This is a genomic window from Oscillibacter valericigenes (genome assembly GCF_016902445.1).
GTDB classification, from domain to species: Bacteria; Bacillota; Clostridia; order Oscillospirales; family Oscillospiraceae; genus Oscillibacter; species Oscillibacter avistercoris.
Genome location: NZ_JACSNX010000032.1, coordinates 1 through 19,399, shown reverse-complemented (window position 1 = coordinate 19,399; position 19,399 = coordinate 1). Strand labels below are relative to the sequence as shown.

General features: G+C 66.5%; 23 protein-coding genes and 1 pseudogene. 14 read left to right on the top strand and 10 right to left on the bottom strand.

The features are described 5' to 3' along the window. Positions 1 to 193: 193 nt before the first annotated feature. The 5 genes from rbfA to ribF are packed head-to-tail and all read left to right on the top strand — an operon-like array spanning position 194 to position 3,692. The gene (rbfA, locus tag H9X91_RS13220) at positions 194 to 586 is read left to right on the top strand and encodes a 30S ribosome-binding factor RbfA (protein ID WP_204805692.1); all 393 of its coding nucleotides are present in this window, start codon (positions 194 to 196) and stop codon (positions 584 to 586) included. Between the two features lie 3 nt (positions 587 to 589). Beyond that, positions 590 to 1,552 (top strand): DHH family phosphoesterase, encoded by a 963-nt coding sequence (locus tag H9X91_RS13215; RefSeq protein ID WP_204805691.1) that lies wholly within the window; start codon positions 590 to 592, stop codon positions 1,550 to 1,552. A gap of 47 nt (positions 1,553 to 1,599) precedes the next feature. After that, entirely contained in the window at positions 1,600 to 1,857 is a 258-nt protein-coding gene (locus H9X91_RS13210; protein WP_204805690.1) for a TFIIB-type zinc ribbon-containing protein, read from the top strand. Positions 1,858 to 1,898: 41 nt separating this feature from the next. Next, positions 1,899 to 2,765, top strand: a complete 867-nt coding sequence (gene truB, locus H9X91_RS13205) for a tRNA pseudouridine(55) synthase TruB (protein ID WP_204805689.1) — start codon at positions 1,899 to 1,901, stop codon at positions 2,763 to 2,765. A gap of 3 nt (positions 2,766 to 2,768) precedes the next feature. Then, positions 2,769 to 3,692 carry a riboflavin biosynthesis protein RibF gene (gene ribF, locus H9X91_RS13200; protein WP_204805688.1) on the top strand — a complete coding sequence of 308 codons (924 nt, stop codon included), beginning with the start codon at positions 2,769 to 2,771 and terminating at the stop codon, positions 3,690 to 3,692. Positions 3,693 to 3,742: 50 nt separating this feature from the next. Here ribF and H9X91_RS13195 read toward each other — a convergent pair whose 3' ends face one another. Together H9X91_RS13195 and H9X91_RS13190 are read right to left on the bottom strand one after the other, a co-directional pair. Beyond that, complete coding sequence (locus H9X91_RS13195) at positions 3,743 to 4,015, bottom strand: hypothetical protein (RefSeq protein WP_204805687.1); 273 nt, start codon at positions 4,013 to 4,015, stop codon at positions 3,743 to 3,745. A gap of 77 nt (positions 4,016 to 4,092) precedes the next feature. After that, positions 4,093 to 6,129, bottom strand: a complete 2,037-nt coding sequence (locus tag H9X91_RS13190) for a SpoIIE family protein phosphatase (protein ID WP_338111987.1) — start codon at positions 6,127 to 6,129, stop codon at positions 4,093 to 4,095. Positions 6,130 to 6,335: 206 nt separating this feature from the next. Between H9X91_RS13190 and dusB the strand changes: the two genes are divergently transcribed. From dusB to H9X91_RS13170, 4 genes are all read left to right on the top strand, one after another. Further along, positions 6,336 to 7,304, top strand: a complete 969-nt coding sequence (gene dusB / locus H9X91_RS13185; RefSeq protein WP_204805684.1) for a tRNA dihydrouridine synthase DusB — start codon at positions 6,336 to 6,338, stop codon at positions 7,302 to 7,304. Beyond that, positions 7,301 to 7,912: an RNA polymerase sigma factor gene (locus H9X91_RS13180; protein WP_204805681.1), complete on the top strand. Its 612-nt coding sequence runs from the start codon at positions 7,301 to 7,303 to the stop codon at positions 7,910 to 7,912. The genes dusB and H9X91_RS13180 overlap by 4 nt, the downstream gene beginning before the upstream one ends. Before the next feature lie 2 nt (positions 7,913 to 7,914). Further along, a complete protein-coding gene (locus tag H9X91_RS13175; RefSeq protein WP_204805679.1) occupies positions 7,915 to 8,778 on the top strand; it encodes an anti-sigma factor family protein in 864 nt (287 codons plus the stop codon). 241 nt (positions 8,779 to 9,019) lie between these two features. Beyond that, the gene (locus H9X91_RS13170; protein WP_204805677.1) at positions 9,020 to 9,535 is read left to right on the top strand and encodes a QueT transporter family protein; all 516 of its coding nucleotides are present in this window, start codon (positions 9,020 to 9,022) and stop codon (positions 9,533 to 9,535) included. Between the two features lie 55 nt (positions 9,536 to 9,590). Here the strand turns inward: H9X91_RS13170 and rd are convergent, their stop codons facing one another. The 6 genes from rd to H9X91_RS13140 all read right to left on the bottom strand — a co-directional run bounded on the left by rd (position 9,591) and on the right by H9X91_RS13140 (position 15,588). Beyond that, a complete protein-coding gene (gene rd / locus H9X91_RS13165) occupies positions 9,591 to 9,749 on the bottom strand; it encodes a rubredoxin (RefSeq protein WP_204805675.1) in 159 nt (52 codons plus the stop codon). A 65-nt stretch (positions 9,750 to 9,814) separates the two neighbouring features. Further along, the gene (locus H9X91_RS13160) at positions 9,815 to 12,115 is read right to left on the bottom strand and encodes a polysaccharide pyruvyl transferase family protein (protein WP_204805673.1); all 2,301 of its coding nucleotides are present in this window, start codon (positions 12,113 to 12,115) and stop codon (positions 9,815 to 9,817) included. A 45-nt stretch (positions 12,116 to 12,160) separates the two neighbouring features. Then, complete coding sequence (locus H9X91_RS13155; RefSeq protein ID WP_204805670.1) at positions 12,161 to 12,667, bottom strand: deoxycytidylate deaminase; 507 nt, start codon at positions 12,665 to 12,667, stop codon at positions 12,161 to 12,163. 96 nt (positions 12,668 to 12,763) lie between these two features. After that, positions 12,764 to 13,774, bottom strand: coding sequence for an XdhC family protein (locus H9X91_RS13150; protein ID WP_204805668.1), 1,011 nt, complete (start codon positions 13,772 to 13,774; stop codon positions 12,764 to 12,766). A 1-nt stretch (position 13,775) separates the two neighbouring features. Beyond that, positions 13,776 to 15,107 (bottom strand): sodium-dependent transporter, encoded by a 1,332-nt coding sequence (locus H9X91_RS13145; RefSeq protein WP_204805666.1) that lies wholly within the window; start codon positions 15,105 to 15,107, stop codon positions 13,776 to 13,778. Between the two features lie 46 nt (positions 15,108 to 15,153). After that, positions 15,154 to 15,588 carry a DUF3842 family protein gene (locus tag H9X91_RS13140; RefSeq protein WP_204805664.1) on the bottom strand — a complete coding sequence of 145 codons (435 nt, stop codon included), beginning with the start codon at positions 15,586 to 15,588 and terminating at the stop codon, positions 15,154 to 15,156. Between the two features lie 241 nt (positions 15,589 to 15,829). Between H9X91_RS13140 and H9X91_RS13135 the strand changes: the two genes are divergently transcribed. The 5 genes from H9X91_RS13135 to tsaA all read left to right on the top strand — a co-directional run bounded on the left by H9X91_RS13135 (position 15,830) and on the right by tsaA (position 18,607). Further along, a complete protein-coding gene (locus H9X91_RS13135; RefSeq protein ID WP_295694400.1) occupies positions 15,830 to 16,357 on the top strand; it encodes an RNA polymerase sigma factor in 528 nt (175 codons plus the stop codon). Next, a complete protein-coding gene (locus H9X91_RS13130; protein ID WP_204805662.1) occupies positions 16,338 to 16,823 on the top strand; it encodes a hypothetical protein in 486 nt (161 codons plus the stop codon). Before H9X91_RS13135 ends, H9X91_RS13130 begins: the two co-directional genes overlap by 20 nt. Further along, entirely contained in the window at positions 16,820 to 17,485 is a 666-nt protein-coding gene (locus tag H9X91_RS13125) for a hypothetical protein (protein ID WP_204805660.1), read from the top strand. The genes H9X91_RS13130 and H9X91_RS13125 overlap by 4 nt, the downstream gene beginning before the upstream one ends. Continuing rightward, positions 17,472 to 17,804, top strand: a complete 333-nt coding sequence (locus H9X91_RS13120) for a hypothetical protein (RefSeq protein WP_204805659.1) — start codon at positions 17,472 to 17,474, stop codon at positions 17,802 to 17,804. The genes H9X91_RS13125 and H9X91_RS13120 overlap by 14 nt, the downstream gene beginning before the upstream one ends. Positions 17,805 to 17,923: 119 nt before the next feature. Further along, positions 17,924 to 18,607 carry a tRNA (N6-threonylcarbamoyladenosine(37)-N6)-methyltransferase TrmO gene (tsaA, locus tag H9X91_RS13115; protein WP_204805658.1) on the top strand — a complete coding sequence of 228 codons (684 nt, stop codon included), beginning with the start codon at positions 17,924 to 17,926 and terminating at the stop codon, positions 18,605 to 18,607. 47 nt (positions 18,608 to 18,654) lie between these two features. On the opposite strand, the gene fabZ is transcribed toward tsaA, so the two are convergent. Together fabZ and H9X91_RS14490 are read right to left on the bottom strand one after the other, a co-directional pair. Continuing rightward, positions 18,655 to 19,086: a 3-hydroxyacyl-ACP dehydratase FabZ gene (fabZ, locus tag H9X91_RS13110; RefSeq protein ID WP_204805657.1), complete on the bottom strand. Its 432-nt coding sequence runs from the start codon at positions 19,084 to 19,086 to the stop codon at positions 18,655 to 18,657. A gap of 204 nt (positions 19,087 to 19,290) precedes the next feature. Then, positions 19,291 to 19,399: pseudogene (locus H9X91_RS14490) on the bottom strand (electron transfer flavoprotein subunit alpha/FixB family protein); the annotation flags it as partial.

The window sequence follows — 19,399 nt, the reverse complement described above, 5'->3', positions numbered from 1 at the left end:
TGCGACCAAAGCGTTTTTTCTCTTTGGACCGTGCACGGCCCGTTTCTCTTTTGGCAAGACCAAAAGAGAAATGGGGGGTGCATTGCCCAGCTATCAACATAGCTGATTCTTCTGTCCAATGGGACGCACCGCAACATCCCCCTGCGGGATATCCCCACACCAGACATTCCCTTTGTAAAAGGAGGTCATCTTGATGCCAAGCAATCGAATCGGCCGGATCAACGAAGAGATCCAGCGGGAGCTGTCGGACCAGCTCCGCCGCCTGAAGGACCCCCGGGTCTCCCAGGTGGGCATGGTGTCCATCACCCGGGTGGATACCACCAGCGACCTGCGCTATGCCCGGGTCTACGTCAGCACCCTGGACAAGACCCAGGAGAAGGACGTGCTGAAGGGCCTGAAATCCGCCGCCGGCTTCCTGCGGCGGGAGCTGGGGCGCGCGCTGCAGCTGCGCTACACGCCGGAGCTGCAGTTCATTGCCGACGACTCCATCCAGCACGGCGCCCACATCCTGGAGATCCTGCGTCAGGTGGAACGGCAGGACGGCGATACCCCGGACGGCGGGGCTTCCGGCGAAACGGAGGCGTGAGCGATGCTGACGGTCTCCCAGGCCGCAGAGCTGCTGCGGACCTTTGACAACGTGCTGATCCTCACCCACGTCCGCCCGGACGGGGACACCGTGGGCTGTGCCGCCGCCCTGTGCGCCGGTCTCCGCCGCCTGGGAAAGACGGCGTACCTGCTGCCCAACCCGGAGCTGACGGACACCACCGCCCCCTATTTCCGCCCCTACGAGGCGCCGGAGGGCTTCACGCCGGACAAGGTGGTATCCACGGACATCGCCACGGCGGGCCTGTTCCCTGAGAACGCCAAGCCCTATGCGGAGCGGGTGGATCTGGCCATCGACCACCATCCGTCCTTCGAGTCCTTCGGCCGGGAGAACATCGTGCGGCCGGAGGCCGCGGCCTGCGGCGAGCTGATCTACGACATCCTGGCCCAGCTGGGCCCCATCACGGCCGAGCTGGCCCTGCCCCTGTATGTGGCTGTGTCCACCGACACAGGCTGCTTTGCCTACGCCAACACCACCGCCCAGACCCACGCCGTGGCGGCGGCCCTGCTGCGGACCGGCATCGACTACCAGACCGTCAACAAGGTGTTCTTCCGCACCAAGAGCCGCAAGCGGATGCAGCTGGAGGCGGCCATTTTGAACGACTGCGAGTTCTACGACCATGACCGGGTTGCGGTGCTGTCCGTGCCCCTGTCCCTGATGGAGCGTCTCCAGGCCACGGAGACGGACGCCGAGGACCTCTCCGCCCTGGGCCCCCAGATCGAAGGGGTGGACTGTGCCATCACCATGCGGGAGCTGCGGCCGGACGTGTGGAAGATGTCCCTGCGGACCGGTGAGCGGGTCAACGCCACGGAGGTCTGCCGGCTGCTGGGGGGCGGCGGCCACGCCGCGGCGGCCGGCTGCACGGTGGAGGCCCCCTGGGCCGAAGCCAAGCGGCAGATCCTGGCGGCCGTGGCCCAGGTGGTGCCCGACTGCCGGATAGACAACTGAACAACAGCCCCTACTTTTGATTGAAAGAACAAGAAAGGGTGATTTTTGTGAGTCTGTGGACCAGCCGAAAGCTCTCCAACATCTGTGTGATTGTGGCGGTCCTTTTATGCCTGCTGGGCGCAGGGACCAAGACGGCTCCGCTGTTTGCGGCGGTCATCGTGCTCTTGCTGCTGGACCTGCTCCAGCTGGCCATTTTTTACCGCTGTCCCCACTGTGGGCGCCTGCTGCCCTTCCGGCAGTGGGCAACACCTGTGTACTGCCCTTACTGCGGCAGGGAGCTGAACACGCCGGATCCGGACCGGTGAGGCCTGCGTCCTGCCAGATTTCCCACAAAAGGAGTGCCCTCATGCCCAACGGAATCCTCATCATCGACAAGCCCGCCGATTGGACATCCATGGATGTCTGCGCCAAGGTGCGGGGCATTTTTCACGAAAAGCGGGTGGGCCACGGCGGGACCCTGGACCCCATGGCCACCGGCGTGCTGCCGGTCTTTGTGGGACAGGCCACCCGGGGCGTGGAATTTGCCGAGAACGGGCAGAAGGAATACGTGGCAGGCCTGCGGCTGGGACAGGTGACGGATACCCAGGATGTCACCGGCACCACGCTGGAGACCCATCCCGTCACGGCGGACCGCGGGGCGGTGGAGGCGGCCCTCTCCCGCTTTCTGGGGGAGCAGGACCAGATCCCGCCCATGTACTCCGCCATCAAGATCGGCGGACAGAAGCTCTACGAGCTGGCCCGGAAGGGACAGGAGGTGGCCCGGAAGCCCCGGCACATCACCATCCACGCACTGGAGCTGCTGGAGCAGGTGAGCGAGACAGACTATCTGCTTCGCTGCCGCTGCTCCAAGGGTACCTATATCCGGACCCTCTGCCACGACATCGGGCAGCTTCTCGGCTGCGGCGGGACCCTGTACGCCCTGCGCCGCACCATGGCGGCGGGCTTCACGGAGGCCCAGGCGGTGACGCTGGAGCAGGTCCAGGCCCAGGGGACGTCCCTCCTGCTGCCCACGGACAGCCTGTTCCGGGACTCCCCCGCCTTGACACTGCCTGCCGGCACAGCGGAGAAGCGGGTCCGCTGCGGCAATCCCATCACCCTGCCTGGCACACCGGACGGCACTTACCGGGTGTACAGCCAGGAGGGCCAGTTCCTGTGCCTGTCCCGGGCCAGCGGCGGCACCCTGACGTCTATCAAGAATTTCTTTGGAGCGTAAACCATGAAAGAACGCGTTATCGCCCTGGGCTTTTTCGACGGAGTCCATCTTGGTCACGGCGCCCTGCTGCGCCGGACTGCCGAAGAGGCCGCACGGCGGGGCTGCACCCCTGCAGTATTTACCTTCGACCGCCCTCCCAAGGAGGTGGTCACCGGTGTCCCCTGTCCGCTCATTAACTCCCCGGAGGACCGGCGGGACCTGATCCGCCGGCTGTACGGCATCGGCGACGTGCTGATGGTCCCCTTTGACCAGGAGATGATGACCACCCCCTGGGACGACTACATCGTCCGCATCCTGGTGGGACGCTACCACGCCGTCCATCTGGTGGCGGGACATGACCACCGGTTCGGCCATAAAAACCAGGGCACACCGGAGCTGCTGGCGCAAAAATGCGCCGAGCTTGGCCTGGGCTGTGACATTATCCCCAAGGTGGAGGTGGCCGGTATCACCGTCAGCTCCACCTACATCCGCCGTCTGGTGGAGCTGGGCCAGATCGGCCGCGCCAACCGCTTCCTGGGCCACCCTCACACGCTGACGGGCACGGTCCGCCACGGCCGGGGCATCGGGTCCTCCCGGCTGTTCCCCACGGCGAATCTCATCATCCCGCCCCACGTGCTGGTGCCCAGCCATGGAGTCTATGCCACCCGGGCCACGCTGGAGGACGGCTCCTGCTATGCCGCCGTCACCAATGTGGGCACCCGCCCCACGGTCCACAACGGCTCCGACATTACCGTGGAGGCCTGCCTGCTGGACTTTCAGGGGGATCTCTACGGCAAGACGCTGCGGGTGGAATTCTACGAGCATCTGCGCCAGGAGATCCGGTTCGACTCTCTGGGGGCCCTCCGGGCCCAGATCCAGGCGGACGCGGATGCCACCCGGGCCTATTTCGCGGACGGCATTCCCGCATGCTCCGCCGGAGCGCTATGATCGAAAAAACGCGCGGTATCCGGAAAACGGATACCGCGCGTTTCCGCGCTTCAGATCAGCCACACCGTCAGCCACACCAGGCCGATCCCCGCCGCGCCCATCAGGGTGTACACCGCCGGGGACAGGTCCCGCCACAGCCGGCTGAACCGTCCGTGGTCGCCGCCGGCATAGTTCCGCGCCACCCGCCGGGCCTCCTCCACCAGCTCCCGGGCGGTGACGCCTTCCCCCGCGGCATCGTTCCGCACGATGAAGATCGCCTGCTCAAAAAACCGCTGGTCCGGGGAGTCCACCACCACGACCCGTCTGGAAATGCCTTTCACCATCTGCTTTGCGCCTCCTGCCTCTCACAGAGTTTGATGGTTCCATTTTGTCTCAGCGCGGGAAAATTTATACCATCCCCTCACACCTTTTTCACACTGCCCTCCCGGCTGCGGTACAGCACCTGGACGCCGCAGTCATCCTGGAGGTTCTCCCGCCGGATGCTCTCGCTGAGGATCAGGCCCGCCAGGGTCTGGGGGTCCTCCCCCTCCCAGCCGGCCAGCAGATCCTGCAGCCACTCGTCCCGGCCCGGGTCCGCCACGCCGTCGCTGATCATCACCGCAAAGCTCCCCGGCTCCAGCGCAGCGCGGGTCACATCGGGCACCGCCGTGTTGCCCCGCAGTCCCGCCGGCAGGCTGCCCCCGCTGATCCGCCGGACGGTGCCCCCTTTCTTCACATAGCTGGGCGCCGCGCCGTATTTGTAAAAGGACAGCTCTCCGCTCTCCGGCCGGCAGGTCAGCAGGTCGATGGTGGTGAAGCTGCCGGTCTCAGCCCCCCGCAGGGCCATGGCGGCATTCAGCGTCTTCATGGCCGCCTCCGGCTCGATGCCCGCCTGCAGGAACTGCTCCAACAGGCGGCAGGTGAGGGCGGACTCCCGCCGGGCCGCCTCGCCGCTGCCCATGCCGTCCGCCAGCAGCAGGCAGAGGAGGTCGCTCTCCGTCCGGAAGGAGACCACCGTGTCTCCGCAGACCGTCTCCCCCGCCTTGGGCCGCAGGGCCGCGCCGATCCGGCACTCCGCTGGCTCCCCCGCCGTGGCCCGGACCTCTCCCAGTCCAGCGGCGGTGGCGGTCAGCAGCTCGCTGAGCTGGGCGTACTGGCCCCGGGCGCTGCGGCGGGTCTCCTCCAGCTGCCGCCGGTACTGCCGCCGCAGCAGGAAGGCGGACAGCTCCCCGTTGACGGTGGTGAGGAAGTCCGACAGATGGATACACCGGTCCGCGAAGTAGCCGGGAAAGTCCTTGGCCAAGGCTCTCCCCCGCTCCATCAGATAGGGCGTGGCGTCGTTCAGGGCGTTGAAGGTGCCGGTGTACTCCTTCTGCCAGCAGAGCTCGCACAGGGCGCAGCCCCGGCAGACCTTCTCCGCCGCCCGGTCAAAGATCACCGCCGGGTTCTCCTCCGTAGATACCGGGGCACTGCGGCCCATGCTGTCATACAGGTCCCGCAGGGCGGCGGCCATGCGGGTCAGCTGGGCCCGCATCCCCTCCAGGGCGGCGGGGAATTCCACGGTCTCCCCCCGCTTCACCCGCTTGCCGCCGAAGGCCCGGCCCGGCAGCAGCAAAAACAGCACGGCACCGGCGGCCGCCTCCGGCAGCAGCGGCGTGGCGAGGCCCCCTGGCAAGGCGGCCAGCACCGCCGCGCCCCAAAAGGCCAGGGCCGCCCAGATCCGGCGGCCGCCGCTGCGGCTCCCGGCCAGAAGCCCTGCCAGCCCATAGGCTGCACCGAAGAGGACGCCGCCGCTGTTGGAGCAGAAGTCCGCCGCAAGGCCCGCCCCCAGCCCGGCGGCGGCTCCCGTCATGGTCCCCCGCTCATAGGCGGTGTATGCCAGCAGCAGGCACAGCAGCGTCCGCCCGATGGAGATGCCCGCCAGCTCCACGTCCACCAGAGCCAGCAGAATGGAGCCCGCCAGGAACAGCAGGCTGTCCGGCGCCAGCTGCTCTTCTCCCGCCTGCAGCAGCGGCTGGTAGTACCAAGCGGAGATCCCCACCAGCACGGTCCCCGCCAGGCAGGGCGCCAGGTCCCGCAGCGGGGACAGGGACTGGAGCACGTAGATGCCGTTTACCGCCAGAAACAGTCCTGCTCCCGCCAGCGGGTGGAACAGCGGCCCCTCCAGCAGCTTCAGCCCCTGAAAGGCCGCGGCGGTGGTGAAGATCAGGATCGCGGCTGCCAGAAAAGGCAGGGCGCCGGAAAACTCCAGGAACAGCACCGCCCCCACTCCAGCCCCCAGCAGGGCGGCGATCCCCTCCGCCCCCGGTCCGCAGGCCGCCACACACCCCAGCGCAAAGGGGGCGTAGTCCCCCGGCGTCTGGCTGGCCGTCAGCGCCGCTGCCAAAAAAAACCGGATGCCCCAGGCCAGCAGCTGTGCTGATCTGCGGCGGTCCCCCATCATGTCCCTGTGCCCCACGGCTTGTCCCTCCTGCATTCCGCCGTGAAGTTCACGGCCTCATTGGTTTTTTCCATCATTTTACAGGCTCTGTGGAAAAAATCCCGTCGGGAAAAGCAGGCCGCACCATTTCCGGTGCAAACTCCCGCCGGCCGCCGATGGTGGACTTTTTTCGCCGGATGTGATATCATAAACCATCATGTTTTCATTGGAAAGGACGGCCCGCCTTGAACATCGGAACTGTCACCATCGATTCCCGCCTGGCCCTGGCCCCCATGGCCGGGGTCACGGACGTCGCCTTCCGCCAGATCTGCGCGGAGCTGGGGGCGGGATATACCATCACGGAGCTCATCTCCTCCAAGGCCCTGTGCTATCACGACAAGAAGACGCTGTCCCTGCTGCAGCAGTTCCCGGGGGAGCACCCGGCGGCGGTGCAGATCTTCGGCAGCGACCCGGTCTGCATGGCCGAGGCGGCCCAGATCGCCCTGGAGCACTCCGGGGCAGACATTGTGGACCTGAACATGGGCTGCCCCATGGGGAAGATCGTGGGCAACGGCGACGGCGCCGCCCTGATGAAGGACCCGGAAAAGGCCGGCCGCATCATGGAGGCGGTGGTGAAGGCCGTCTCCGTGCCGGTGACGGCCAAGTTCCGCCGGGGCTGGGACATGGGCAGCTGCAACTGTGTGGAGTTCGCCCAGATCCTGGAGCAGGCGGGGGCCTCCGCCGTGGCGGTCCACGGCCGGACCCGGGCCCAGGTGTACAGCGGTCAGGCGGACTGGAACTGCATCCGGGCAGTCAAGGAGGCGGTGTCCATCCCGGTGATCGCCAACGGCGATATCTGGAAGCCGGAGGACGCGGTCCGCATCCTGCAGCACACCAAGGCGGACATGGCCATGATCGGCCGGGGGTGCTTCGGCAATCCCTGGCTGTTCCAGCAGGCCAGGGCCGCCCTGGAGGGCAGGCCCATCCCGCCTTTGCCGCCCCTTTCGGAGCGGTGTGACACGGCGGTGCGGCAGTTCGAGCTGGCCGCCGCGGCCAAGGGAGAGCGGGTGGCCGTGCTGGAGGCCCGCCGCCACTACTGCTGGTATCTCAAGGGCGTGGCCCACTCCGGCTACTACAAGGAGCAGATCGTGCAGATGAATACGCTGGAAGATGTGTATCGTGTGACGAAAGGGATCAAAAGGGATTTGACATGAAGGAGCGATCACAGGAACAGCAGCTGGTCTCCGCCGCCCGGGGCGGGGATCTGGATGCCTTTGAAGCGCTGGTCCGCCTGTATGAGAAGCGGGTATTTGCGCTGACGCTGCGGATGTGCGGGAACCCTGAGGACGCCGCCGAAGCAGCACAGGAGACGTTTCTCGCCGCATGGCAGGGCCTTGCCTTTTTCCGGGGGGACGCCAGCTTTTCCACCTGGCTGTACCGTCTGGCCTCCAATGCCTGCGTGGACCTGCTGCGGCGGGAGGGCCGCCACCGGGCCGCAGCCGGTCTGTCTCTGGACGACGAGGAGCTGAACCTGGATGTGCCGGATCCGGCCCGCTCCCCTCAGGACGAGGCGGAGCGGCGGGAGCTGCGGGAGTCCATCGACCGCGGGCTGGCCGCCCTGTCCCCGGAACACCGGCAGGTGCTGGTGCTGCGGGAGATCCACCAGCTCCGCTACGACGAGATCGCAGACGTCCTCTCGCTGGATGTGGGCACGGTGAAATCCCGGATCAGCCGGGCCCGGAGGCAGCTGCGAAAATTTTTGCTGGAATGCGGGAACTTTTCCCCGCCGTCTGCGTCTAAAGGGACAGAAAAGGAGGGCTGACAATGCGATACTGTGAAGAATTTGCGGCCCTGCTGGACCCTTACATCGACAACGAGCTCTCTCCGGAGGAGACGGCCCGGGTGCGGGAGCATCTGCGCACCTGTGACGGCTGCCGTGCCTATGTGCAGGCAGCTCTGCTGATGAGAGACGCCTTCCCGGAAGCGGAGGACGCCGTTGTGCCGGAGGGCTTTGCAGAGGGCGTGATGGCCGCCATCCGCGCGGACGCCGCGCCCCGGAAGCGTCCGCGGTCCCGGTGGCAGCGGACACTGCTGCCGCTGGCGGCCTGCTTTGCCGTCGTGGTGCTGGCGGTCTCCACTCTGCCCCGGTCCGGCGACACCGCTGTGCGCGATGATAAGACCACGCAGACGGAAAGCCAGCTTCCGGAGAGCGCCTCTGTCTCCGCGGCTGACAGCGGCGCAGAGGACAGCGCGGCTGATGCTGCGCAGGCGGAGGAGGATACCGCCGCAACGAATGCTCCGGCCACTGACAATGCCTCTGCGTCCGAGACACAGCCTGCCTCCTCCGGCGTCCAAGAGGGTGCGGAAGCGCCCTCCGCCGATACCAGGACCACCTCGCTGCCGGAGACGTCCTCTTCTGAGGCGACCGAAAGCGCCGCAGCGCCGGTGCCCTATGCGGTCCAGACCCTTCCCTGCCTGACGCTGACGGAGCAGGAGGCCGGCACTCTTTTGGAGCGTTTTACGCCTGTCTCTGACGAGGATGGGACGCTGATCTATGAGCTGACCGCCGCGGAATATGCTGACCTGCTGGAGCAGCTGGAGCAGCAGGGGATGACGGTGGCAGGGGCCGCTGCCGTCCAGGAGGCGGAGGCCGCCGGGACCGTCCGTGTCTGTGTGATCCCCTCCTGACTGGAAACAGAGGGACGCCGCAAAAAATTGCGGCGTCCCTCTTCCCTTTTTAAAAAAAATATGATATAGTATCTATTTGACAGGTGCCATCTCCCTGTCCAAGCGCCCTGCAGGGCGTTCGTTCGGCGGATCCCGCCGTTCTCTAAACAAAAAAATGGAGGTTGCCCGTACCTTACCACGGGCGTTTTGCTGCGGCTTCGTATCAAAGACCTCCGACATCATCAAAGGAGGTCTTTTTTTCATGTCCAGATCCAGATTCACCCCCCGGCAGATGGCCACCGCCGGCATCATCGCCGCCATCTACGCTGCCCTGACCCTGCTGCTGCCCATCCCCCAGTACGGCGGCATCCAGTTCCGGGTGGCGGAGGCCATGACGGTTCTGCCCTTCCTGTTCCCGGAGGCCGTTCCCGGTCTCACTGTCGGCTGCTTCCTGGCCAATCTGCTGGGTTCTCCCATGCCCGTGGACTGGATCGTTGGCACAGCCGCCACGCTGTTGGCCGCTCTCTGGACATCCAGGCTCCGCCACCGGGCTCTGGCCCCTCTGCCCCCGGTGATCTGCAACATGGTGCTGGTGGGCGCGGAGATCGCCTGGTTCTTCCCCGCGGAGGGGATGGGCTTCTGGGCGGCTTTCGGCCTCAACGCCCTGACCGTGGGCATCGGTGAGGCTGCGGCCTGCTTCATTCTGGGTTCCCTGCTGCTGCAGGTCCTGCCCAGAGTGCCCGCCCTGAAGAGCCGGATGGCTCCCTCCCGGGTCTGATATCTGCCTTGCTTGAAAAAGAAGTCCCGCGTCCAACGGACGCGGGACTCACTTTTTACTTGGCGGTGAATTCGTCCTTCCCCGCGCCGCACAGGGGGCACACCCAGTCGGCGGGCAGATCCTCCCACTTGGTGCCGGGGGCGATGCCGTTGTCCGGGTCACCGGCCGCCTCGTCATAGATATAGCCGCAGAGATCGCATTCGTACTGCTTCATGGGAACATCCTCCTTATGATTTGATCGGCAGAACGCACTGCCGAGGGGTCCGCACAAAATGCCGGTCACTTCAGCTTTTTCCGGATGGCCGCCTTGGCCTCCGGCGACAGCAGTCTGGACGCCGCCCGCACCGGCAGAGGCGGCAGTCTGCAGAACTCCCGGCGCACCTGATCGAAGGGCTCCACCGCATAGGCGGCAAAGAAGGCCGTCCGGTCCGGCGGCAGCGGGATGGGAGATGCCAGCCGGGGATTTCCGGCAATGGCCCGCTCCGGCGGGAAGGGCTGCTTGGCCAGGGGCAGCTGGTCGAAGATATAGCTGCCGTGGGGCGTGTTCACCAGCAGCAGGCTGACGCCCTTCTCCTGCTGGTCCGGCAGCTCATCCGGCCGCAGGCCCCAAAAGTCCCCCAGGGTCAGGTCGCCCGCCCGGGTCATGGAGGTGTAGGGGCAGCGGTAGCAGCTGGGCCGCAGGAACAGCGCCCGGCCAAAGGCCCGGCCGTACTCCGTGCGGAACAGCGGTGCCGTGTCCACAGTGCCGTCGCCGTAGACGGCGGTGAAGTGGCTGTCCTTCCAGCCGGTGACCTTGTTGCGGAAGCGCACCGCCTGCAGAGGCTGCTGCCGGCGGGCCTCCAGGCTGCGGGCCATATCCTCCCACACGCCGGGGGAGGGCACGCCGTGGCACACCAGATCACAGGTGGTGAGATTCTCCGGCCGGCCGCCCAAATACCGGTACAGTCCGTCCACCTGGCAGGGGGTGCCGGAGAACAGCACCGGCCGCTGATCCAGCCAGCGCCGCACTTCCCGGAAGACGGTCCCCAGATCGCTCTGAACGTATTTTGCGCCCCGCATCCGCCACAGGTCCTCCTTGCGGAAGCAGGCCGTGTGCCGCAGATGCTGCCGGCTGTCAAAGGCAGCGCCGAACACCACGCCGCCGCTCTCCAGAATGTACTCCGCCAGCAGCGTGAACACACCGCCCGAGGTGGAGTCTTTCCGGATGTCGTCATTCTTATTCCAGGCCGCGAACACCGCCGGCATGGAGGCTGCCGGCCGCCGGCGCAGGATGGGGCAGACCGCGGTGCAGCGGCCGCAGCGGATGCAGGCCCCGCTGTCGATCACCGGGTAGGAAAAGCCCTCCCGGTCCCGTTCCATGGTGATGGCGTCCTTGGGGCAGCCGCTGGCGCAGGCGGTGCAGCCAGTGCAGCGGGTACGGTCCGCCAGTCTGGGCAGAGGGCGCTCCTCCGTCTCGGCGGGCGGGACCTCCGGCTGGCAGGGGCGGTCTTCCAGGGCGCAGCGCAGATATGTCAGGGACATCTGCCGCTCCTGGATGAGCCGCTCCTCCACGGCCACCCAATCGATGGGAGCCGTCAGCTCCGCCGTGTCGCCCTTGCCGATGATCCGGTCCCCCAGGCCCAGCCGGCTCAGCAGGCTGAAGGTCCGGGAGCTCTCCGGCACGGCCATCTCCGCCGGTGCCACGCAGGTGAAGAAGGGCTTTTGGAACTGGACGGAGAACACCGTCCCGTGGAAGGAGTTGGTGCACACATAGGCGGCGTCCCGGAACAGGCCCAGGAACTCCGCCGGCCCCGCGCTGAAGATGCAGCGGGCCTTGGGATGGACCTTCTGCCGCGCGCCGCACAGCTGCACCACCGGCAGGCCCGTCTCCTCCGCCAGACGGCGGATATAGGGTGCCAGCGCCCCGGGGCGGCTGATGCAGTAGCAGAGGATGTAGCCCTGACCGGCGCCGCCGTCTCGGGCCACGGACGCCCAGTCCGCCTGGGTCAGCAGCAGGGTGGGATCCAGCACCACTGGTACGTCCTGGCCGATGATGTCCCGGACGATGGCCTGGCCCTGCCGCTCCCGGACAGAGAGATGGGAGAAGGACTCCAGATATCCCCGCAGCGCTTCCTCCATCCCGTCGGGGATGCGGGGGATGCCGAAGGAAGGGGCATAGGCGATCTTCCGTCTGTCTGAAAACGCCCCGAAGAACACCGGGTCGAAGCGGCCGTTTGGAAAGATCTTGGGATTCCAGATCTGGTCACTGCCGGAGAGCAGCAGGTCATAGGGCAGATCCGCCTGCCGCAGCTCCGCCAGGCTCTCGTACCGGCGGCCGGAGATGTTCAGGTGGTCCCGGGAGAAGGCCTCGAACCGATCATAGCGGGCTTTCAGGGGGCCGTAGTGCAGGGCGGTGTGGGCATCGTGGGCAGCGCTGCCCAGGCCGGTGGGCCGCTGGAACAGGGCGTTGTCCTGGTTCACATAGTAGTCGATGATCTCACAGCCGCTCCCCAGGGACTCCACCGCCCGCTCCGTGGCATAGGCCTGCAGCATGGCGCCGTAGTGATGGATATGATAAAAGGTCAGCAGTCCTGTCTTCAACAAAGGGTCTTCCTTTCCGCAGTGGAAATGGCCCGCCGGAGCGGGTCACTGCCTGTCCAGAATGGCGTCGGCATCCCGGGGGGCCAGAAGGTCGTCCTCCGCCACCCAGTCGGCCACGTCCACCACGTCGAACTCCGTGGCGGTCCGGCGGATCACCACCTCTTTTAGTCCGGCGTTGATGACCAGCCGCCGGCACATGGAGCAGGAGGTGGCGTCCCCCAGCAGTTCCCCGGTCCGGGCATCCCGGCCCACCAGGTACAGCGTGCCGCCCACCATGTCCCGCCGGGAGGCGGAGATGATGGCGTTGGCCTCCGCGTGGACGCTGCGGCACAGCTCATACCGCTCTCCCCGGGGGACCTGCATAGCCTCCCGGGAGCAGTAGCCCAGGTCCACACAGTTGGCCCGGCCCCGGGGGGCGCCGTTATAGCCGGTGGAGATGATCTCGTCGTTTTTCACGATGATGGCCCCATAGACCCGGCGCAGGCAGGTGGCCCGCTCCAGAACGGTCTGGGCGATGTCCAGGTAGTAATTGGCTTTGCTGATGCGGTCCATGGGCGACACCTCTCTCTGTCAAGTTACTCTATTGTATCATGGCCCTGCCGCAGTTTGCAAGGACTCTCCCCGCTTTGGAAGGGATTTCTGCGTGTCTCACCGCCGCGGATCCAGCCCCGCCCGGACGGCGATCATTTCCGCCGCCACGGACACGGCGATCTCCGCCGGCGTCTGGGCGCCGATGGCCAGGCCGATGGGGGCGTGGAGACGGCTGTACTCCGCCTCTGTGAATCCCGCCTCCAGCAGCCGGTCCCGGCACAGGGCCAGCTTCCGCCTGGAACCGATGCAGCCCAAGTATCTGGCACCGCTGCGCAGCACCTGGGCCAGCACCTCGTAATCCGCCTGATGGCCCCGGGTCATCACCACCACATAGTCCTCCGGCGTCACCGTCACCTGCTCCGTCAGTCGGGTGAAGTCCCCGCAGAGGGTCCGCTCCGCCCCGGGGAACAGGGCCGGGTCCGCGAACTCCGGCCGGTCGTCGTACACCACCGGCCGGAAGCCCAGGTCCGCCAGCACCGGCACCAGGGCCTGGGACACGTGGCCGCCGCCGAAAATATAGGTCCGCCCGGCCCTTACCACCGGAATGGACAGCCACCCCTCCGCAAAGAAGGCCTCGCTTTTCAGCAGGTCCTCCAGATGGGCCGGGGGCGCATCCAGATGGCGGACGCCGTTCCGGTCCGCCAGGCCCATGGCCGTCACCCGCTCCCCCTGGATCCGCCGCAGGAGCCAGGTGTTCCGGTCCCCGCCGCCGGCCTCGATCAGGTCCCGCAGGACGGCGATGGCTCGCCGGTCCCCGGCCGGGAGATGCTGGAGCTGCACCGTCACGCCGCCGCCGCAGACCATGCCCAGGCTGGCGGCGTCCCCCTGGACGAAGCGGAACTGCCGCAGGGCGTCCGTCTGCTGCTCCAGCAGCTCCGCCGCCAGCTGCTGACACTCGAATTCCACATTCCCGCCGCCGATGGTGCCGGTGGTCCTGCCGCCGGGAAAGACGGCCATCATGGCTCCGGCCCCCCGGGGGGTGGACCCCTCGGAGGCGGCCACGCTCACCAGCTCCGCCGGCTGTCCCGCCTCCAGGGCGTGGACGAGCTCTCGGAAGAACTCCCGCATCTCAGCCGATCCCTCCATTCACGGCGCCCAGGATCAGCACCGCCACCGTGACGCCGCAGTACACGTATTTTGCCAGTGGATAAAACCAGGGCCCCAGGGGATGCCGCCGGGCCAGATTCACCTGGGCCAGGCAGTCCTCCTTCCCCCACACCCAGTAGAAGAACACCCCCGCCAGCAAAGCGCCGATGGGGCAGGCGTAGATGGAGCAGACGTCCATCCAGCCGGAGACGATGCCCTGGATACACAGGCCTACCGCCAGCCCCACGGCGCCGATCACCGCCACGGCGGCCCGCCGGCTGAGGTGGAGCTTCTCCTGCAGCGTGGCGGTGGGGGCCTCGAACAGGTTCACCAGAGAGGTCACCCCGGCAAACAACGCCGCCACAAAGAACACCGCCATCAGCACCCGGCCCCCCGGCATCTCCCGGAACAGGTTGGGCAGGTAGATGAACATCAGCCCCGGGCCGCTCTGGGTCAGGGTCTCCCCCGCCGTGGCCATGGCGGGGATGATCACCAGGGCGCTGAGAACCGCCGCCATGGTGTCAAAAAACGCCACCGTCCGGGCGGACTCCGGCACGTCCGCCTCCTTGGAGAGGTAGGAGCCGTAGATCAGTGTGCCGTTCCCCGCCACAGACAGGGAGAAGAACGCCTGCCCCAGGGCGTAGACCCATACTATGGGGTCCAGCAGCCCCTCCGGCTTCAGGACAAAGATGTAGCGGTAGCCGTCCGCCGCCCCGGGCAGCGTGGCGATATACACGGCCAGCCCCACGAATAGGCAGAAGAACAGGGGCATCATCACCTTGTTGGCCCGCTCGATGCCGCCGCCGATGCCCAGGGCCATGATCAGCAGGGTACCGGCCATGGCGATCACCTGCCAGCCGGTGTTTCCCCAGGAGGCCGCGGTGTTGTTGAAATAGGCCGTGAAGGCCTCCACCCCCTGATTCTCCAGCGCCGCGCCGGTGAAGGCCGCTGCGGCGTACTTCAGGATCCATCCCACTACCACGGAGTAGCCGATGGCCATAGCCAACGACCCCAGCACCGGGATCAGCCCCAGGGCCTCGCCCAGCCTGCGGCGCCCGGTGCGCCGCTCCTCCGCCGCGCCGAAGGCCGCCACCGGCCCGCCGACCGCCGCCCGGCCGAAAGCCATCTCGCCGATGACGCCGGTGGAGGCGATCAGCACCACAAAGATCACATAGGGGATCAGAAACGTGGCACCGCCATAGGCGGACATCCGGGAGGGAAACAGCCAGATGTTCCCCATGCCCACTGCCGAGCCGATACAGGCCAGCTTGAATCCCCACCGGGACCGAAAGCTGTCCCGTCTTGTCTGTTCCATTTGGTTTCCTCTCTTCTCTCAAAACTCCGGGGTCCGCCCGGGCGCCTCAGACGCCCCGGGCCGCCAGCTCTTCCTCCAGCAGGCGCAGAGCCTGATCCAGATAGAACTGCAGGGGCTGCGGGTCTCCCGCCGCCAGCCGGATGCTGCACCGCTGGGAGGGCAGCAGGATCTTCACCGCCTCGCTGGCGCCCACAGCTTCCGCCATGGCGGGGGAGACCTCTCCCAGCAGGCCGTTGGGCGTCAGGATCCCGATGGGCCCCAGCAGAAGGTCCGCCTGTCGGGCGTTGAACACCACGGCGTTCTCCCCGGTGGCGCCGTCGTCCGCTCCGGCGCGCAGCATGGCGGAGGTGGCCAGAGAGTTGGTCCCCACCGCCCGTACGTGGAGCTTGGGCCATTTTTTCTTGATGGACTCCACCAGGCCCCGGCCCATGCCGCCGCCCTGGCCGTCCACCACCACTACCAGCAGATCTCCATGTTTCATCTCTGTTCCTCCATTCCCGCTTTTCCCTTTCAGCATACCCATTCCGGTGCCGGTTGTCAATCTTCTTCCGCAGTCTCCGCCGCTCCGCCGCAAAAGCCGCAGCCTCCCCTTGTTTTTTCTCCGGTCCGCCTCTACAATGGAAGGCGCACATCCGGCCAAATTTTTCTGCAGCCTTTGAAGAAATCCAGCCCGCCGCCCCGTATAATGGGTGTCGGACGACAAAAGGAGGTGGCGGCACGGCGTGGAACGCAACACATATGAGTCTTTTCCCCAGCTGGTGATCCAGTACGAGCGGCTGGTCTACACCGTCTGCTTCCAGCTGGTGCGGGACGCCGCCGCGGCCGAGGACCTGACCCAGGAGTCCTTTCTCTCCGCCTACCTCCATCGGGAGTCCATCCCTCCCGGCTACGAGCGGCAGTGGCTGTGCCGGGTGGCTGCCAACAAAGCCAAGGACTATCTGCAGAGCGCCTACCAGCGCCACACCCTGCTGCCGGGAGAGGAGCACATCCCGCCGGGGCTGTCGCCTCCGGCGGAGGAGACAGCCCTCCGCCGGGCCGCGGCAGAAGAGATCCGGGACCTGATCCTCCACATGCGGGAGCCCTATCAGCCGGTGTGCCGGCTGTGCCTGCTGGAGGAAAAGACCCCGGAAGAGGCGGCCCTGGCCCTGGGCCGGCCGGTGAAAACGATCCATACACAGCTGTCCCGGGGCAAGCGAATGCTCCGGGAGGCATTGGAAAGGAGTGGGAACGATGACATGCTTTCGCCCTGACGGGCATCTGACGGACGAGGCTCTGGCGGCTCTCATCCGGGGAGACGCCCTGGCGGAACTGGACCGCCTGGAGATCGCAGAGCATCTGGCCTACTGCGACCCGTGCCTCCAGCGGTACACGGAACTGCTGGCGGAAGCGCCGCTGCTGACCCCCGCCCGCTCCTGTCAAGAGAGCCTGCGGCGCCGCATTTGGCGCCGGGCGGTCCAGCTGGGCGTCAACCGGTACGCCACGGCGGCCGCCGCCGTGGTCCTGGCACTGACGGTGCTGTGGGGCAGCGCAGGACTGGCCGGGCAGACGGTCCGGACAGAGCCCACTCTTCTGGAGCGGGCAGGCACCGCCCTGACGGAGTGGACCGATGCCTGGCCCCAGGCATGGGCGGATGCCCTCTCCGGCTTTTCCGACCTGTTTGAAAACTTCGGCGTCTCGCCGCGAAATGATCTGACACAAGGAGGAACCCATCCATGACCCCAAAAAACGGATTTCTGCTGTTCATCGCCTCCTGCCTCTCCGGCTGCGGGCAGATGTACCAGGGCTATATGAAACGGGGCGTGTCCCTGCTGTTAGCCTTCTGCCTGGTTCTTTTCGCCTCCACCTATTTCTTTCTGGGAACGCTGGCGCTGTTCCTGCCGGTGATCTGGCTGTACGCCTTTTTTGACAGCTACGCCCTGCGAAGCCAGCTCTCCGCCGGCACCGCTCCGGAGGACGCCTTCCTCTTCGGCCTGTCCGATATGGACAGCAACCGTCTGGGAGAGCTGCTGCGCAAGCGTCACAGCCTCGTCGGCTGGGTGCTGGTGGCCGTGGGCGTCTATATGCTCTACGATATGCTGATGGGGCAGCTGAGCGGTCTCTTCTTCGGCTGGTTCGGTGAATGGCTTTACAGTTTTCTGCGCTATGGCCTGCCGCGGGTGGTCATCACCGTGCTGGTGATCCTGCTGGGCCTGTGGTTCATCCGTGGCCCCAAGGCCAAGGCGCCCATCGAGGACATCCCGCCCTTTACGCCGCCCACCCCCGACGCCGCCCCGGTCGCCAGCGACGGAACGGACCCGGTGGAGGGGGCTGCGGCAGACATTTCCGCCGCGGTAAACGCCCCGGAGGGAGAGGAGGCGCACCGCGATGAACAGCCCTGAACAGGCCCCGGAGTCCCGCCCGGTGAAAGAGCGGCGGGTGGGCACCTTTACCTTCGGCGCCGTGCTGGTGATCTGCGGAGCGCTGATGCTGGTGAGCATGTTCTTCCCGCATCTGGACCTGACCCTGGCCCTGAAGCTCTCTCCCCTGATCCTGGTCTGCCTGGGTGTGGAGGTGCTGCTGGCCAGCCGGCGGGAGGGGAAGCTCCGCTACGACTGGGTGGGCATGGTGCTGTGCTTCGTCCTGGTGACGGCGGCGCTGGTGTTCTTCGGCATCGCCTGGTGCCTGGTCTACCGCCCGGAAACGGTCATCTGCTACTGAATCACAGAATGAAAGGAGAGGTCCCGGCATGTGTGCCGGGACCTCCCGCCCTTTTTTCTTGGCTTTTCGGAGGGATTCCGGTATAATGGAGGCAACAACTGTTGAAAGGAAGCCCGCCCATGTCCGATTCATTTGAAATGCAGGTCATCGCCCGGATCCGCAGCGACTTCGGCTCCAAATTCGGCGTCCCCCGGCAGAGCGGCCTGGTGGACGCGCTGGAGGCGGCCGTGGTCTTTGAGCCGCCCTACCGCAATCCTGACGCCCTGCGGGGGCTGGAGGGCTTTTCCCACATCTGGCTGATCTGGGCCTTCCATCAGGCCCAGCGGGCGGATTGGTCCCCGACTGTCCGGCCGCCCCGGCTGGGCGGCAATCAGCGGGTAGGCGTGTTTGCCAGCCGTTCCCCCTTCCGGCCCAATCCCATCGGCCTGTCCTCCGTGCGGCTGGACCGCATCGAACACACCGACGCCCTGGGGCCGGTCCTCCATGTCCGGGGGGCGGACCTGGTGGACGGGACTCCCATTCTGGACATCAAGCCCTATCTCCCATACGGGGACTGCCATCCGGAGGCGGAGGGCGGCTTCGCCAGCGAGCCGGCCCGGCCCACGCTGCAGGTGGAGCTTCCCCCCACTCTGCTGGAGCGGCTCCCCCCGGACCGGCGGGAGGCCCTGCGTGAGGTGCTGGCCCTGGATCCCCGGCCCCGCTACCAGCAGGACCCGGAACGAGTCTACGGCTTCTCCTTCGCCGGCCACGAGGTGAAATTCACCGTGGACGATGAGGTGCTCCACGTCACGGATATCCAATAGCGAAAACCGCCCCGGGCGTGCCCGGGGCGGTTTCATACTGCCGGTTGTCAGCGCATGGCCAGGGTCACGTCGCCGGTGGCCGCCAGCTCGCCGTGGTTGTAGATCTCCGCTGAACAGGTGGCAATGGCCTTCTCCGCCCGCTCCGAGGCCAGCCTGGCATGGATCTCGATGGTGTCCCCCGGCAGGATCTTTCGGAGGAACCGCACGTTGTTGATGCCGAGAAACAGGGGGACCTTCCCGGCGTACCGCTCCATGGACAGCAGCAGGATATCCGCCGACTGGGCCATGCACTCCACGGAGTACACGCCGGGCAGCACCGGCTCGCCCGGGAAATGGCCCCGGAAGATCTCCCGGTCCGGGTCGATGAAAAAGGTGGTGACGATGTGGTCGCCGGGCACCATCTCCTCCACAGTATCCACCAGCAGCATGGGGTCCCGGTGGGGGATGATGGACTTGATCTCTTCTTTGGAAAGCTTCATGGCAGGTTCCTCTCTTCCGTGCAGAACTTCGGGCGCAGCGGGCATCGTGTCCCCGGCGCCGCACTTCTTTCTCTTTTATTGTACGGCTCCCGGCCCAAAATGCAAGGCTGATTTTTTCGGCTGGGGCAAGGGCCGCCGCTTTCCCCGGACGCAGAAGAGAGCCGCCCGTGTGGGCGGCTCTCCTGTCGCTTGGGATGGATGCTTTTACTTCGCAGCCTTGGCGGCCTTGATGGCCTCGATCAGCAGCGGGGTGACCTTGAACAGGTCGCCGCAGATGCCGTAGTCGGCGATCTCGAAGATGGGAGCGGTGTCG

What these genes read in the sequence shown, in the direction of transcription:
- H9X91_RS13125 (WP_204805660.1), top strand. Translation starts at nt 16,820, where the DNA reads ATGACCCCAAAAAACGGATTTCTGCTGTTCATCGCCTCCTGCCTCTCC.
- H9X91_RS13195 (WP_204805687.1), bottom strand. Translation starts at nt 4,015, where the DNA reads ATGGTGAAAGGCATTTCCAGACGGGTCGTGGTGGTGGACTCCCCGGAC.
- tsaA (WP_204805658.1), top strand. Translation starts at nt 17,924, where the DNA reads ATGTCCGATTCATTTGAAATGCAGGTCATCGCCCGGATCCGCAGCGAC.
- H9X91_RS13175 (WP_204805679.1), top strand. Translation starts at nt 7,915, where the DNA reads ATGCGATACTGTGAAGAATTTGCGGCCCTGCTGGACCCTTACATCGAC.
- H9X91_RS13145 (WP_204805666.1), bottom strand. Translation starts at nt 15,107, where the DNA reads ATGGAACAGACAAGACGGGACAGCTTTCGGTCCCGGTGGGGATTCAAG.
- H9X91_RS13150 (WP_204805668.1), bottom strand. Translation starts at nt 13,774, where the DNA reads ATGCGGGAGTTCTTCCGAGAGCTCGTCCACGCCCTGGAGGCGGGACAG.
- ribF (WP_204805688.1), top strand. Translation starts at nt 2,769, where the DNA reads ATGAAAGAACGCGTTATCGCCCTGGGCTTTTTCGACGGAGTCCATCTT.
- rbfA (WP_204805692.1), top strand. Translation starts at nt 194, where the DNA reads ATGCCAAGCAATCGAATCGGCCGGATCAACGAAGAGATCCAGCGGGAG.
- H9X91_RS13120 (WP_204805659.1), top strand. Translation starts at nt 17,472, where the DNA reads ATGAACAGCCCTGAACAGGCCCCGGAGTCCCGCCCGGTGAAAGAGCGG.
- rd (WP_204805675.1), bottom strand. Translation starts at nt 9,749, where the DNA reads ATGAAGCAGTACGAATGCGATCTCTGCGGCTATATCTATGACGAGGCG.
- fabZ (WP_204805657.1), bottom strand. Translation starts at nt 19,086, where the DNA reads ATGAAGCTTTCCAAAGAAGAGATCAAGTCCATCATCCCCCACCGGGAC.
- H9X91_RS13140 (WP_204805664.1), bottom strand. Translation starts at nt 15,588, where the DNA reads ATGAAACATGGAGATCTGCTGGTAGTGGTGGTGGACGGCCAGGGCGGC.
- H9X91_RS13215 (WP_204805691.1), top strand. Translation starts at nt 590, where the DNA reads ATGCTGACGGTCTCCCAGGCCGCAGAGCTGCTGCGGACCTTTGACAAC.
- H9X91_RS13130 (WP_204805662.1), top strand. Translation starts at nt 16,338, where the DNA reads ATGACATGCTTTCGCCCTGACGGGCATCTGACGGACGAGGCTCTGGCG.
- H9X91_RS13170 (WP_204805677.1), top strand. Translation starts at nt 9,020, where the DNA reads ATGTCCAGATCCAGATTCACCCCCCGGCAGATGGCCACCGCCGGCATC.
- H9X91_RS13180 (WP_204805681.1), top strand. Translation starts at nt 7,301, where the DNA reads ATGAAGGAGCGATCACAGGAACAGCAGCTGGTCTCCGCCGCCCGGGGC.
- truB (WP_204805689.1), top strand. Translation starts at nt 1,899, where the DNA reads ATGCCCAACGGAATCCTCATCATCGACAAGCCCGCCGATTGGACATCC.
- H9X91_RS13155 (WP_204805670.1), bottom strand. Translation starts at nt 12,667, where the DNA reads ATGGACCGCATCAGCAAAGCCAATTACTACCTGGACATCGCCCAGACC.